Annotated in this window: 12 protein-coding genes and 1 pseudogene; 1 reads left to right on the top strand and 12 read right to left on the bottom strand. The window is 40.7% G+C overall.

All coding sequences use genetic code 11. The features are described 5' to 3' along the window. Positions 1-4 precede the first annotated feature (4 nt). From BMX84_RS05655 to BMX84_RS05645, 3 genes are all read right to left on the bottom strand, one after another. Entirely contained in the window at positions 5-238 is a 234-nt protein-coding gene (locus tag BMX84_RS05655) for a hypothetical protein (RefSeq protein ID WP_091487983.1), read from the bottom strand. Positions 239-389: 151 nt separating this feature from the next. Further along, positions 390-1,739: a hemolysin family protein gene (locus BMX84_RS05650; protein WP_091487982.1), complete on the bottom strand. Its 1,350-nt coding sequence runs from the start codon at positions 1,737-1,739 to the stop codon at positions 390-392. Positions 1,740-1,868: 129 nt separating this feature from the next. Then, positions 1,869-3,092 carry an NADH:flavin oxidoreductase/NADH oxidase family protein gene (locus BMX84_RS05645; protein ID WP_091487980.1) on the bottom strand — a complete coding sequence of 408 codons (1,224 nt, stop codon included), beginning with the start codon at positions 3,090-3,092 and terminating at the stop codon, positions 1,869-1,871. Positions 3,093-3,286: 194 nt separating this feature from the next. On the opposite strand from BMX84_RS05645, the pseudogene heR reads away from it, so the two are divergent. Next, positions 3,287-4,093: pseudogene (gene heR / locus BMX84_RS05640) on the top strand (heliorhodopsin HeR). Positions 4,094-4,174: 81 nt separating this feature from the next. Here heR and thpR read toward each other — a convergent pair. The 9 genes from thpR to BMX84_RS05595 all read right to left on the bottom strand — a co-directional run bounded on the left by thpR (position 4,175) and on the right by BMX84_RS05595 (position 13,788). Then, a complete protein-coding gene (thpR, locus tag BMX84_RS05635) occupies positions 4,175-4,720 on the bottom strand; it encodes an RNA 2',3'-cyclic phosphodiesterase (RefSeq protein ID WP_091487957.1) in 546 nt (181 codons plus the stop codon). A gap of 408 nt (positions 4,721-5,128) precedes the next feature. Further along, positions 5,129-5,332, bottom strand: coding sequence for a CPBP family glutamic-type intramembrane protease (locus BMX84_RS12850; RefSeq protein WP_425528534.1), 204 nt, complete (start codon positions 5,330-5,332; stop codon positions 5,129-5,131). Between the two features lie 116 nt (positions 5,333-5,448). Beyond that, a complete protein-coding gene (locus tag BMX84_RS05625; RefSeq protein WP_091487954.1) occupies positions 5,449-5,739 on the bottom strand; it encodes a hypothetical protein in 291 nt (96 codons plus the stop codon). Positions 5,740-5,885: 146 nt separating this feature from the next. Beyond that, positions 5,886-7,241 (bottom strand): YjiH family protein, encoded by a 1,356-nt coding sequence (locus BMX84_RS05620; protein WP_091487953.1) that lies wholly within the window; start codon positions 7,239-7,241, stop codon positions 5,886-5,888. Between the two features lie 511 nt (positions 7,242-7,752). Further along, on the bottom strand, positions 7,753-9,147 hold the full coding sequence (gene lpdA, locus BMX84_RS05615; RefSeq protein WP_091487951.1) for a dihydrolipoyl dehydrogenase: 1,395 nt from the start codon (positions 9,145-9,147) through the stop codon (positions 7,753-7,755). Positions 9,148-9,473: 326 nt separating this feature from the next. Further along, positions 9,474-9,674, bottom strand: a complete 201-nt coding sequence (locus tag BMX84_RS05610) for a cold-shock protein (RefSeq protein ID WP_091487949.1) — start codon at positions 9,672-9,674, stop codon at positions 9,474-9,476. A 315-nt stretch (positions 9,675-9,989) separates the two neighbouring features. Continuing rightward, positions 9,990-10,841 (bottom strand): aldo/keto reductase, encoded by an 852-nt coding sequence (locus BMX84_RS05605; RefSeq protein ID WP_091487948.1) that lies wholly within the window; start codon positions 10,839-10,841, stop codon positions 9,990-9,992. A gap of 224 nt (positions 10,842-11,065) precedes the next feature. Further along, a complete protein-coding gene (gene recQ / locus BMX84_RS05600; protein WP_091487946.1) occupies positions 11,066-13,255 on the bottom strand; it encodes a DNA helicase RecQ in 2,190 nt (729 codons plus the stop codon). Between the two features lie 35 nt (positions 13,256-13,290). Then, positions 13,291-13,788: a GNAT family N-acetyltransferase gene (locus tag BMX84_RS05595; RefSeq protein WP_091487945.1), complete on the bottom strand. Its 498-nt coding sequence runs from the start codon at positions 13,786-13,788 to the stop codon at positions 13,291-13,293. Between the last annotated feature and the right edge of the window lie 329 nt (positions 13,789-14,117).

Genomic DNA, 14,117 nt, shown 5'->3' with positions numbered 1-14,117 from the left:
TCCGTTACTTTTTATCCTTTTTCACATGGGCAGGTCGCAGCTTTCTTCCACCAATAGTGCACAATACAGCGGGCGCTATGAATGTGGCCCCCCTGCCCAGGATATAGAAATAAAATGGGTGGTTTTTCAATCCTTCTACATACTGAAAGTAGTCAGCACCCAGGCGGATAGCAAAGCCTAGAACGAGCAGAAAAGCAACTGCGAATAAAAATATACTGATTTTCTTTGTATTTTCCATATCTGTCCTCCAGTCTTTAGGTGGAAATTCACCATGTATAAAGACAATCTGGTCTATTTGTGAAAAGATTAACATAAAAGTATAAATAATTCAATATTTACGCACAAAAGAGCTGACCAGGTTTCTGGTCAGCTCTTTTGTTATAAGGATATTACGTGGTCTGATTAGACGTCTCCTTTGAATCCTCATCCGTTTGTTTATTTATTGTGATCAGGACCGTTTCTATACGGTTTTCCTTCATATCTTCCACTTCAAACGTCAGGTGTTTGTATTCTACTCTTGCGTGGTCATTTTTGGATGGCACGTGTCCCAGTTCATTGATTAGAAAACCTCTGACAGTATCAAATTCATCCGTTGGGAAACTGACGTTAAGTGTATGTTCCAAATCACGCAGACGATACGTCCCGATCACACTGTACTGATTGGAAGAAAGCTTCCTGATCTCATCATCGTAAACACCCGGTTCCATACTTTCGCTGGTGATTTCTCCAACGATTTCTTCTATGACATCTTCAATAGTGATCATTCCCTGGGTGCCGCCGAATTCATCGAGCACGATAGCCATATGCGTTTTTTCCTGTCTCATTTTAGCAAACAGCTTATCAATAGTTTGAGAGTCCTGAACATAATGTGGTGCTCGCATTGCTTCTTTCAATATAAAGGTAGAGCCATTATCTTTTTTCATGTACATAAACAAATCCTTTACATGCAGGACGCCTATGATATTATCTATATTCTTTTCATATACAGGAAAACGGGTGTACTGATATTTATTTACTTTTTCCAGCACGGTGTCAAGATCCGAATCTGCAGATAAGGCGATCATATCCGTCCGGTGAGTCAATATGTTGGATGCGGTCGTATCGTTGAATTCGAATATGTTCTCGATCATCACTCTTTCAACCGGATGGATGGTCCCTCTTTCCCGCCCTAAATCAACAAGCATACGAATATCTTCTTCTGTCGCTTCTTCATTCTCAGCGTTAGGATCTGCACCGAATAATTTAAATATGACCCTGATAGAAAAACTCAAAAATTTCACGATTGGTGCACTGACTTTGGCCAGCAGGGACACAGGCCCTACAGCAATATTGGCAATGGCTTCAGCTTTCTGCATCGCCAGCTGTTTAGGGACCAGTTCACCAAATACTAAGGTGAAATACGACAATACGACAGTTATCACCACAACTGAAATCGAATTCAAGGCACTTAGAGAAATAGGGACACCTAAATCGTACAGTGCCTGTGCCATTGGGTCGGCAAAGAAATCTGCAGCGAAAGCACTGGAGAGAAAGCCTGCGAGAGTAATGCCGATCTGAATGGTACTCAAGAATAAACTCGGTTTCGATATAAGATCATATAGTTTCTGGGCTTTTTTGTCTCCGTTATCTGCCATGCGCTTGACTTTATTGTCATTCAGGTTCACAAAAGCCAGTTCAGATGCTGCAAAAAAACCATTTAAAAGGATCAGAATAATGAGTGTTACGATTGCTATCGCCATTGGATTTCCTCCATACAGTGTTACCTTTTAGTTAAAATAAGTCTATCACACTGGGGTTTATTGTCAATCAAAGTTGACCGCGTCGGACTCCCCCAACACAGTTATGTTCTCTCTTCAGACCACATACCCTTATCGTCTGGGCAGTAGTCCAGTCAAACCATAAGACTTTAATGTATGCCACAAGGGTCTCCACCCATTACGGGTGATCCTGGGCTCTTTTCCTTCAGAAAGGCGGGCGATCTGATGTTCATAGTAACTGATCCCCATCAATGAACCCACTTTCCCGTCCAGGTAGCTGCTACCGGTGGTGAGTCGGGGTGTATTTATCTGTGGTCTTTTCCCTTTGATGATCTGACTGGGTAAATCAGGATACAAAACTAAAGGTCGAGCCAGACCGATCATCGAAGTTTTGCCTTCTCGTAGAGCTTTCTCCATGCTGTCTACTGATCGGAAACCACCCGTCACTACTACCGGCACATCGACGGATGCTTTTAATCTTTCGGCATAATCGATGAAGAAGATATCTTCACTGTCTTTTTCAGTTTCTTTAAACATTCGTGGATTCTCATAGTTACCACCTGAGATCTCGATCAGATCGATACCCGAACCGGCCAGAGTCTGTGCCACACGAAGTGATTCCTTTTCGCTGAATCCACCTGAACTGAAATCAGAAGCATTGAGCTTAACGCTTATAGAAAAGTCTGGACCCAGTTCTTTTCTCATTCCTGTATAGATTTCCATTAAAAATCGCATCCGATTTTCAAGTGAGCCACCGTACTGGTCGCTGCGCTGATTATGCTGTGCCGAAAGAAACTGACTGACGAGGTAGCCATGGGCCCCATGAATCTGGCCCCCTTTGAATCCAGCCCTTTTTGCGACAGAGGCGGTTTTTATATACTTTTGAACAAGTCCTTTGACCTCTTCTGTCGTCAGCGCTCTGGGCTGGCTGAATAACTGACTGGAGTAATTCTGTAACGGAATGGCGCTGGGAGCAACTGGCTCTTTGGATAATGAACGGGGAGACTGTTTGCCCGGATGGTTGATCTGCATCCACAGCTGCGCCCCCTGCCTGCTCCCGGCTTCCGCCCATTTTTTTAGTAGGTCAAGATCTCTTTCATCTTCAACCACCACATTGCCCGGTTCCCCTAGAGCATTTCTGTCGATCATGACATTCCCAGTAACGACAATACCTGAGCCACCTTCTGCCCATCTTTCATACAATTTCATATGATTCTCAGTGGGTTGATGATCCCGGTTTGCCAAGGTTTCACTCATTGCAGACTTCAGGAAACGGTTTTTGATTTCTTTACCATTAGGCAGTATCAGTGGTTCTAATAATTTTAGCGAATTCATTCGTTTATTCTCCTCAATTTAAATTTTTTCCATTCCGATCAAGTGTAACATGTTGAGATCGTGATCGATCAAAGAGTGTCTTTCGAGCTTATACATAACGCGTGTGATATAATCTTATTATAATAAATCTATATAATCCCTAGTAAACAGGAAGTGATACTGCCAATAAAAAGCCAGCTCCACTTTTCAAAAATATGGAAAAGAAGGTGCTTATCATGTCAAAGGAAATCACTATGGATTCACTGAAAAAATTCAATACAGTGATGGGTTTTCTGCATCTCGTTCAAGGATTACTCATGCTGGGTTTTGCGCTTTTCATTGAACGGATCGCCGAATTCACTGTGCCTGTCATGTCCAATTTCCTCACATTCGATCAGACTCAAATGCGTCTTGTCACTGAAACCAATCAATTGTTTGACGTGCCGTTTGGTATCCTAGTCTCTTTGTTTTTATTTATATCGGCTGCAGCGCACTTTATCATTGTCAGTCCCTGGGGCAATCCCATTTACAATAGAAAACTGAAGAAAGGCATGAACCCTTTTCGATGGTATGAATATGCTCTCAGCTCATCACTTATGATCGTGCTGATCGCTCTCTTATTCGGTGTCTATGATATCGGTGCCCTTATCCTGATCATTGCCGCTAACGCTTCTATGAATCTTTTCGGTTTAGATATGGAAGAAATAAATCAATATACAGAGAAAACCAACTGGAAACCCTTTGTCTTCGGCAGCATTGCTGGTGCAGCGCCCTGAATCGTTATTCTTTTGTATGCATTCGGAAACTCAAATCCCGCAGAAGTCCCCTGGTTTGTTTATGCCATTGTCGGCAGTTATTTTGTCTTCTTCAATTTGTTTCCAATCAATATGATCCTGCAGTACAAGAAAATCGGAAAGTGGGACAACTACTTGTATGGTGAAAAAGGCTATATCGTCCTGAGTCTGGTGGCTAAGTCTATTTTGGCCTGGCTCGCTTTCGCCGGAGTCATGCAGCCTCAATAGAGAATAATCAAAACGAGATCCTGGTAATATAGGGATCTCGTTTTTATATGTCTATCTCACTATACAGACAGTATGCCTCAGTTAGTGAAAATCTCGTTTGTGGATCGCCGTGTAAACCAGATCACCCTCTACTCGTTTGCTTTCCATTAATGATAGACTTTTTACCGCAATTTTTTCCTCCGGCACCCTCAAGTCTGCTTTGATTTCATCAAATCCTTTTTCCAGTAAGGCTTGTCTGACCATAGTAATATGGGGAATGTAGTCCTGTTCTTCTTTCGAAAATCCTGAAACTTCGAGTTCAGTTTCCAGCTGTTCTTTCAACTTAAACAGCTTCTCCGCCTGCCCCTTTACGCCGACCCAGATGATTTCTTTGTTTTTCCTTGGGAAATGTCCTAAACCACCTAAGTATAAAGTAAACGGCTGTATCTGCTGAACAGTATCGTCTATAGCTTTTTTTAGTTTCTCTGCTTCGTCCTCATTCACTTCTCCTATGAAGCGTAAGGTGATATGGAAATTATCAGATGATGTGTAATTTCCTTTACTGATGCTGTCTTTCAAGTTCAGCTGAATGTCAGTCAAAACTCTTTTAACCTGACTATCCAGTTCAATCGCTATAAAAAGTCTCATATCTTCACTCCCTCAATGTCTAAAGTTGAATTCTTATCAATGAAGTCAGAAAAAATTAATGATAAGGTCCCTCCCGTGCAGTAAAGGAAACTGTATAGAACACATTTTTGTTAATCTTATAGAAAAGGTTTCTCCCAGTTATTTCAGCGCAGAGATACTCTAATCTATGAACGATAGGAAGAAGAACCGTGTCCAAAAGAATGCCTATGAGGTTTATCTAAAATACCTCTGTTTTAATCATTAGTAAGCTTCTCAGCTGATCTTCTATCCAGTTAAGAATAATATGATTGTTCCCCCTAAAGTATTGACCAAAAGGTGAGCAATAATGATTATCGTCGTGTTTTGAGATTTTTGTGCTACAAATGACGCAGCCAGTGCCCCCGGCAGTAGAAAAATAAGGTTCCACCACTAGAAAATATGAAAGAGTGTCCAGAGAAGTCCGTGAAGAATCCAAGTATATTGACCGTGCACTATTTCCTGCCTTGGAAGTATATATCCCCTCCACCAGAACTCTTCCCCAAGGATATTAAAAAACAAGAAGAATAACTGAAAGGTGATAAGCAGTGCAATTGGCGTTGTTTCAAATTCAGGTGGTATCCCAGATACTGTCATTCGCGGATCCAATGTTGTAGGTAAATATTCAGGCGGAGCGAAGCCAACAACATCGAGCAGCCACGATTGTGTAGGTAGTAAAAGAAAATTTCCTGATATCATAAATAAAGACAATCCTAAAGTCCAAAGCCACTCTTTTTTTTGATCGGTTTCAACCGGAATCTACGTTTGATCACTTTCCATCTCAATTCGTATCCGTCAAATTTCAAGGCAACAAACGATGCACCAAAAAGAAAGATGACAGGCCCCATCAAGGTCAACGTGTAATTCAACACTGGATCGACTCCGCCCTCACCTAACAACGGCATGATCACATAGATACTTATTATAAATATAGCTGCTGGTATGCCGAAATATAATAGTGACTGCCAGAATGGCATGGGTTGAACCATTTTATCTTTAATCATTGCCTCCCTCCTTCTTTATATCTTATTATATGGCAGCCAGCTCCTTATAACTAACAATAAGACAATAAAATAATAAAATGTAAAAAAGCTTCAACTTAACATTCAATTAAGTTGAAGCTTTTTCTCTATTCTATTTAATAATTCAGTTAGAATGAAAGAACATTCATAGCAACCAGAATATTTGTAATAATATACAATAGCGGTATGGAAAGAATCGTTCTGAAGAGGAACACTTTAATGACATCCCAGAAGTTCAGACCAATTTTTGTCTCTACCAGGATCATTCCGGTTTCTGACATAAATACCAGTTGTGTAAAGGCCAGAACACCAATAAAGAAACGGGCAGCTTCACTCTCAGCACCGCTTATAAACAGTGCCGGCAGATACATGTCAGCAAAACCGGCAAGTGACGCAGGCGCCATCTGAGCAGCGACATCCGTGCTGTATCCTATGAACTCATACAGAGGGACCAGTGGTGCACTGATGACATCGAAGAATGGCGTGTACTCGGCAATGATCAATGATATAGTTCCTACAGCCATAATGATAGGTAAAAATCCAATATATATATGAATGATGTTTTTGATTGCTTCAATAAACGCATCTAAAACTTTTGTATCCTTAGCTTGTTCCACGGCAGAATCATAGGCGTATTCAACGACTGTTTCATCTTCAGGAACTTCAACACTTTTAGGTTCTTTTCCTTCATAATATGTCGGCTCGAATTTTTTTAGCGGTAAACGTGCAGTGATAAAGGCGATGATCAGGGTGACCAATAAAATTGACCCGTAAAAGATCGGGAAGATGCTACCAAACCCTAATTCATCAGCGACTGCGGCAGCAAAAGCAATACCTACGACCGAGAAACTAGTGGCAATAATATAGGCTTCTCTTTTATTATAATACCCACGTTGATATTGTTTATCAGTTACTACGATTCCGATCGTTCCGTCTCCAACAAACGAAGCGATCGCGTCGATCATTGAATAGCCGGGAACTCGGAATAGTTTTTCAACAACCGGTCCTAGCAGGATACCAATAAACTCAACAATACCAAAGTGAGTGAGTAAAGGAAGAGCCAATATCCCCACAAAGAATGTTATGTAAAGTGTCGTGAGCAATCCACCTTCACCTACCATCAGACCACCCGTATTCGGATCCAGTATGACACTTGCAAAGTCATAACTTGCAAACCAGTTATTAAGCACCATCAGATACAGGAAAGATCCTGTGATCCTCAATACAACGTTTAACGGTGAGGCCTTAAACATGTTATTGAGAGTCTTACTTTTGGATGTATAGAACATAAAAATCACTGTTCCTATCAATACGATCCAGGCACTTGCAGCCGTAAAGGCAAGGAACTCATCCAGTATGTTGTTTTTCACAAAATCAATAATGTGTGAGAGCATTATCTTGCTCTCTCCACCAATTGTAAAAGGAACGAGAAAAAACACAAACCCGAAAAGCGATAGAAATATAAATTTCAACTTATTTATCATATATTAACCTCCATTGTAGTCGTTTTTTAGAATAGCACACACCAGATTACATTACAATTACTAATTTATAATTTAAACATACACTATATGGTCTATTTATGTATAAAAATACAAGAAACAGATTAAAAATCAACTCTTAGTGATCGTTCTTCTTAACTGATTTGGCATGCAATAAAACTCCCACCTTTCATGTCACATACTTTATTATACTTGAATATATACCAAAAAAATCATCTATTTAGCCTTTTCGTTCGTCCAGCATTTTTTAGCACTGATAGACATTCCTATATTTCTTCGTTTTTCAGCAAGGATCATAACTATAATCCTTGAACTCCCCCTCTTAACACTCTTACAAGCTGTTTGAAATGGAAATTTTCAAGAACACTACCTTTGGTTTCACAAAAAAAGCCTGCACATAACTCTACTTTGAGAGCTTCTATGCAGGCTTCTTACACACATTACTAATCTATTGTCATCATTTTATTTTACTGTATTTCTAGCCCACTCTCGCTTACATATGGATAGGCATGTCTAAAGCTAATTCAGCAGTATCCATAATTGCTTCGGCAACAGATGGATGGCTATGGATGGTTAAAGAAATATCTTCAGCATTCATACCAGTCTCAATGGCCAGACTCAGTTCACTTATAATATCCGGCGCTCCTGCTCCAACGATTTGTGCACCGACGATAGTATTATGATTATCAGAGTCAGTAATCATACGAACAAAGCCTTCTGTCTGATTCAGCGACAGAGCACGTCCATTACCTGCTAGAGAAAATTTGCTTATCTTATATTTTCCATCAGAAGCTTTTGCTTCAGTAAACGATACCCCCGTCGTTGCCAGTGCAGGTTCTGTGTAGACGGCAATAGGCATCTGTTTATATTTGGTATCAACTTCTTCCCCAGCTATCACACTCGCGACAAGTTTAGCTTCATGAGAGGCTTTGTTTGCCAATGTTACTCCAGGAACGATGTCGCCGACAGCATAGATCCCTTCGACATTTGTTTGTAATGTATCAGAGACTTGCAGATAGCCCTCGTCTGTAGCTTCTATCCCAGCTGCTTCCAGATTAAGGCTATCTGTATTGGGTTTTCTACCGACTGAGATTAACGCTACTTCAGCAGTGACCGTTTTTTCTTCTCCAGCTTTTTCATAGGTGATCGTGATATCTTCTTCAGTGGTCTTCGAACTTTTAACGTTGACTCCTGTGATAATATCCATACCTTTGTTTCGGTAATTCTTTTCAACGATTTTTGCCATATCTTCATCAAAAAATGGCATCATATGCGCTTCTTTCTCTAACACTGTTACATGCACACCGAAATTACTATATGCTGCAGCTAGTTGAGAACCCACATAGCCGCCTCCGATAATCACAATAGACTTCGGAGCCTTTTTGATATTGAGACCACCCGTCGTATCAAGTACCCGTTCGCCAAACGGTACTTCTTCTAGCTCGATACGATTTGTCCCCGTGGCAAGAATAACATTTTCAAACTCAATTTCCTGTGATCCTTTATCTGTTTCAACGATTAGGTGATTTTTGTCTTTAAAAGAGGCCGTCCCGGTCATCATTTCCACTTTATTTTTTTTCAATAATCCTTTGACACCGGTAGTAAGGGTCTTAACAACCTGATTTTCTTTCCAGTCCTGTGTTTTCTCTAGATCAACTTTGACATCCTCTGCAGTGATACCGAAGGTTTCTGAATGTGCTGTATCATGATATCGGTGGGCTGCTGTAATAAGTGCTTTTGAAGGAATACAGCCGATATTTAAACATGTTCCTCCAAAATATTGTTTTTCAATAATCGTCACTTTTTGTCCTAGCTGTGCCGCTCGTATAGCTGAAACATAGCCGCCAGGGCCCGCTCCTACCACTACTGTTTGTTTTTTATCTGTCATACATATTTCTCCTTAATAGGTTTATAGTACTTTTTTCACATAACAATCGAGAAAAGCACTATTAATTTTTTTATCTATCATTAACATTTTAATACTATTATAAAATTTTACAAGTATTTTGACTTAAGTTCTTAACAAAGAAACTTAGATTCATAAATCAGTTAGACAGGTTGACCCCTTATACAGAAAGCCTCGATCATTAATTCTTTCAAAAGCCTGCACAAAAAGCAAAGGAAAATATTAAACAGTTACCCGATATATCTTTTCAAAAAAAAAACAAGGACATGAATTCTCATGTCCTTGCCTTGAATTAAAGTTTAAGTTAATTAAGCTTTAGTTACGTTTGCTGCTTGAAGTCCACGGTTACCTTCTTCGATGTCGAAGTTAACTGTTTGTCCTTCGTCTAAAGATTTGAATCCGTCTTCTTGGATTGCTGAGAAATGTACGAATACGTCTTCTCCGCCTTCACGTTCGATAAATCCAAAACCTTTTTCTGCGTTAAACCATTTTACTGTACCTGTTTCCATTTTAAAAATTCCTCCTCGTGCCATTCAGCACAAATTATTTACATTATTGCTTAAAGGCCAATTCGGAATGCATTACACAGTTCGTTGTTTGTCTCTTACAATATGTTAAACCTAGTATAACACACGCACAGGGAAATGCAAACCTTTTTTGGTATTTCACACAATTCCAACTCGATCCTCGGTTCAGAACTAATCGGTTTTTCCTATCATTCCTTTACCAACAACGATTTTCTTGCCGTTGATCGTAGAAAATAAATTCAAAAGTTTCTAACATATGGGTTCTCATTATCAATTAAATGATTTAATTCCAGGTATTTATCTTTCCTGAAAGTCATCAGGTTTACTTAATTCGTCAAATTTCAGACTGTCCAAATATTCCATATCCCCTTGAGAAAGCTCAAAATCAAAGATATCGGCATTTTGTCTGATACGTTCTTCATGTACAGATTTTGTCAACGTCACGAAACCGTGCTGTAGACTCCATCTTAATAGAATTTGAGCGATCGATTTACCGTATTCAGAGCACATGGCCTGTACTTTTGTATTCTCTTCCATATATTTCATTGGAGATAGAGGTGACCAGGCTTCAATGACCATATTCTGCTTACGGCTCAACTCGACTGTATCTTCCTGAAGGACACCAGGGTGCAGACGGATCTGGTTGACCATAGGCTTGATCCGGCAGTTTTCCTCAATGTTTTCCAGATGCGGCACAGCAAAATTACTCAGACCTATTGCTTTCAGCTTACCTTCGTCATATAAATCTTCAAGCGCACGCCAAGTATCGATATTATCCTGTTTCCAGTCTCCACCATTGTCTTTCACGACTGGCCAGTGAATCAGAAACAAATCAAGATAATCCAAATCCAGTCTCTTCAGTGACTCTTCAATGGTCTTTTTAGCTCTGTCGTAGCCGTGATTATTATTGTTCAGTTTACTTGTCACAAACAATTCTTCACGAGGCACACCACACTCTTTGATGCCTTTTCCTACATACTCTTCATTTCCGTACATTTGAGCCGTATCGATATGACGGTAGCCTTCTTTGACTGCATTTACCACGCCATCAACGGCTTCCTGCGGGTCAGTGACCTGCCATGTTCCGTATCCCAGAATAGGGATTTTCACACCATTTGATAAGGTGTATGTATCTTGTAAACTTACCATGTTTATTTCCTCCTGTTTATATAGTTTTAAAGAAAACGTTTCCTCTATTAGTATAACGGAAACTAGATTTGAAGATAAATGATTTGATTTAAAATGATTAAAAACTTCTAAAAAAGACATTCTGATACTTTGCTTCCCATTTCCAATGCACATTTACAGAAACAACTTTAAATGGAAAAAACCAGAGTAATAGAGACTCTGGTTTTTTCCATTTAATTACACTCTTAGTGTTTCATTAGTTTTTCCTGTGATTTTTCTTCTGCATTTATTTTAGCCAGGACGACTTTGATTTCATCATAAGTTACGGCATCATCCACAGCTTCTTTGATAGGTTTTAAGAAGTCACGGCCGACTTCTGATATGGCGTTTCTTACTTCACGTTCTGCTTCTGGAGAAACTAAGCGTTCCAGATCGATGTCCTTGCCGTTTTCGATCCACTTACAGATATGATTCACTATGGTCATCGGAGATAGATTTCTCATGTCAGCTATCTCATCGATCGACTGGCCTTCGTTGAAGTAAGTGACCGTTTCCTCCACTGTATTGTTAAAATTTCTTGAGGAAGATGTTTTTACCGGTTCGACCACTTCTTCGGTTTTTACATTTTTCTGCTTCAATGCTTCAACATCTAGGGCATGACTCTCTACATACTCATTGATCTGCGCCAGAAACGCTTCTCCGTATGCCTGTAGCTTCACATCTCCAACGCCGTTAATATCTAGAAAGGCTGCTTCAGTTAAAGGATACTTCGCTGACATGTCGATCAGGCTTCGGTCCGTGAAGACGATAAACGGCGGCTTTCCGGCTTCCTGGGCGATTTCTTTACGAAGCGTTCTAAGTTCTTCGTACAGGTCTTCATCATAATGTTCGATATTCTCAACAGTTTTTTGTTTAGGCGCAGATTCCTGCTTCAACTGTTTTCGTATAGACAACGTCACTTTTGCCTGAAGCAGATCGTTCGTCTGCTGGGTAAACTTGATGATTGGGTAACTGTCTCCGCTTAACTGCAGATATCCTTCACTCAGCATGATGGATATCATATCCTTTATGTCACCATCGGTATACTCTGACATGAGTCCATGCGTGCTTAATTCATCGAACCCTAACTGCTGTATGCGTTTGGTATTCTTTCCTCGAAGGACATCTGTGATCAGTCCCGTTCCGTAAGCCTGTTTCATCCGGTAAATGCAGGACAGTATCTTCTGGCTCTCGACTGTGATATCTGTTATGACCGATTCTCCGTCACAATTCGAACAGTAATCACACGCCTGCCACTCCACTTCCTGATCAAAGTACTTCAGTATACTCTTCCTCAGACAATTGCCGGTTTTGCAGTAGGTGATCATGGCATTCAGATTCTGCCGTGCATGAGGGGAGTTTCCCTGTTCGATCAGCATGGTGTTGGTGATGATATCCTGAGCTGAATAGAACAGGATGGCTTCTGACGGAGCCCCGTCTCTTCCGGCACGCCCTGCTTCCTGATAATAGCTTTCCATATCAAGCGGCATGTTATAGTGTATAACGTTTCGGACGTTTGATTTGTCGATACCCATCCCAAAGGCATTCGTGGCGACCATGATCGGCTTCCGGTCATAGAGGAATTCTTCCTGGTGGCGGGTCCTCTCGTCTGAACTGATCCCGGCATGATAGTAGGTTACGGGATAATCTTTTTTCAATAACGTGCTGTAAACTTTATCCACGTTTTTCCGTGTGTTGCAGTAAATGATGCTCGATTCTTTTTTATCGATGATTTTTAGTAACTCGGCTGCTTTCTTTTTCGGTTTGACTACTGAAAAGTATAAATTCGGCCGGTCAAAGCTTGCTATATGCCTAAATGGATCATTCAGTCTCAACTGGTCGATCATATCTTCCTGAACGATTTTCGTCGCCGTAGCCGTGAAAGCCGCAAAGACCGGACGGGAAGGCAAAACAGCCATCAATTCCGGTATCCGCTGGTAACTCGGTCTGAAATCGTGTCCCCACTGCGACACACAGTGGGCTTCATCCACAGCGATCAAGTCGAGATTCCATCCGCTGGCGTAAGACATGAACTGATGATTCCCGAGACGCTCGGGAGAAACATAAAGCAGGTCCAGCTCTCCTCTTGAGGCCTCTTCCATGGTCATCTGCTGTTCCATATAAGATAGCTGGCTGTTTATATAGGCTGCTCTTACCCCCATTGTCTGCAGGCCATCCACCTGATCCTTCATCAATGAAATAAGCGGAGAAATGACCAGTGTCAGACCGTCCATAGCTATGGCAGGAATCTGGTAACACAGGGATTTACCCCCGCCTGTCGGCATGACCCCGAGAACATCTTCACCTTTCAATATGGCTTCGATAAGTTCCTGCTGACCGGGTCTGAAGGCGTCATAGCCGTAATAATGTTTCAGTGTCTCAAAAATATTTTTCATACTTCCTCCATCTATCGTTTATTGCAACGAACGGTTTATGTCTCTTTATACTTATCGGCCAAATCTTCCAGCGCTGTGCCTTGCATCCGATAAGTCGTCCAGTCTTCCATTGGGATAGCTCCCATTTTCTTGTAGAAACAGATCGACGGTTCATTCCAGTCCAGACAGACCCATTCAAGACGCCCGTAACCTCTTTCCCTTGTCAGATTTGCCAGGAAAGTAAAGATCTTCCGTCCGAAACCTTTGCCTCGCATCTCTGGTTTTATGTACAAGTCCTCTAAGTAAAGACCTGGTTTCCCGAGAAACGTAGAAAAGTTTGGAAAGAACAAAGCAAAGGCCACAGGTTCACCCTGATATTCGCCAATGATCACTTCGACCATTTTTTTCTCAAACACATACTCTCTTAAGCTCTCTTCTGTCGCAACCACTTCATCCAGCATCTTTTCATAGACGGCCAGCTCTTTGATCAAGTCTAAAATCAATGAAACATCTTCAGATGCTGCAAAACGAATGGAAAAATTATCATCGACCATATAGCGGTTCTCTCCTTTATTATCTTACATTATTAATATTCTTAATGGCTTTTATTTCGTATGAATATCTTGACGTACATTTTAATAGAAAAACACGTTTGATGCATGGACACACAGCTTCCTAAAGCTTAATGGGCACATGATACCAAAAGGAATGCGAGATAAATTATATTTTCAATTGCTGAATCAGTCTTCCATGAAATCTGAACTAGCTATGAGCATATTCTTAGATAAACGAAGGCCTAATTGTTATTAAGACTATTTCATCCACTACTTGTCTCAGAAACTTGTTCTTATATCCGTTTTAGGACAGGTTTTTCATCTACTTA

This window comes from Alkalibacterium putridalgicola (assembly GCF_900109825.1).
Classification (GTDB): domain Bacteria; phylum Bacillota; class Bacilli; order Lactobacillales; family Carnobacteriaceae_A; genus Alkalibacterium; species Alkalibacterium putridalgicola.
This window is presented reverse-complemented; position numbering and strand designations above follow the sequence as displayed.

Bases quoted from the DNA above. Each gene is read 5' to 3' on its own strand.
- BMX84_RS05655 (WP_091487983.1), bottom strand. From the start codon at position 238: ATGGAAAATACAAAGAAAATCAGTATATTTTTATTCGCAGTTGCTTTT.
- BMX84_RS05650 (WP_091487982.1), bottom strand. From the start codon at position 1,739: ATGGCGATAGCAATCGTAACACTCATTATTCTGATCCTTTTAAATGGT.
- BMX84_RS05645 (WP_091487980.1), bottom strand. From the start codon at position 3,092: ATGAATTCGCTAAAATTATTAGAACCACTGATACTGCCTAATGGTAAA.
- thpR (WP_091487957.1), bottom strand. From the start codon at position 4,720: ATGAGACTTTTTATAGCGATTGAACTGGATAGTCAGGTTAAAAGAGTT.
- BMX84_RS12850 (WP_425528534.1), bottom strand. From the start codon at position 5,332: ATGACAGTATCTGGGATACCACCTGAATTTGAAACAACGCCAATTGCA.
- BMX84_RS05625 (WP_091487954.1), bottom strand. From the start codon at position 5,739: ATGATTAAAGATAAAATGGTTCAACCCATGCCATTCTGGCAGTCACTA.
- BMX84_RS05620 (WP_091487953.1), bottom strand. From the start codon at position 7,241: ATGATAAATAAGTTGAAATTTATATTTCTATCGCTTTTCGGGTTTGTG.
- lpdA (WP_091487951.1), bottom strand. From the start codon at position 9,147: ATGACAGATAAAAAACAAACAGTAGTGGTAGGAGCGGGCCCTGGCGGC.
- BMX84_RS05610 (WP_091487949.1), bottom strand. From the start codon at position 9,674: ATGGAAACAGGTACAGTAAAATGGTTTAACGCAGAAAAAGGTTTTGGA.
- BMX84_RS05605 (WP_091487948.1), bottom strand. From the start codon at position 10,841: ATGGTAAGTTTACAAGATACATACACCTTATCAAATGGTGTGAAAATC.
- recQ (WP_091487946.1), bottom strand. From the start codon at position 13,255: ATGAAAAATATTTTTGAGACACTGAAACATTATTACGGCTATGACGCC.
- BMX84_RS05595 (WP_091487945.1), bottom strand. From the start codon at position 13,788: ATGGTCGATGATAATTTTTCCATTCGTTTTGCAGCATCTGAAGATGTT.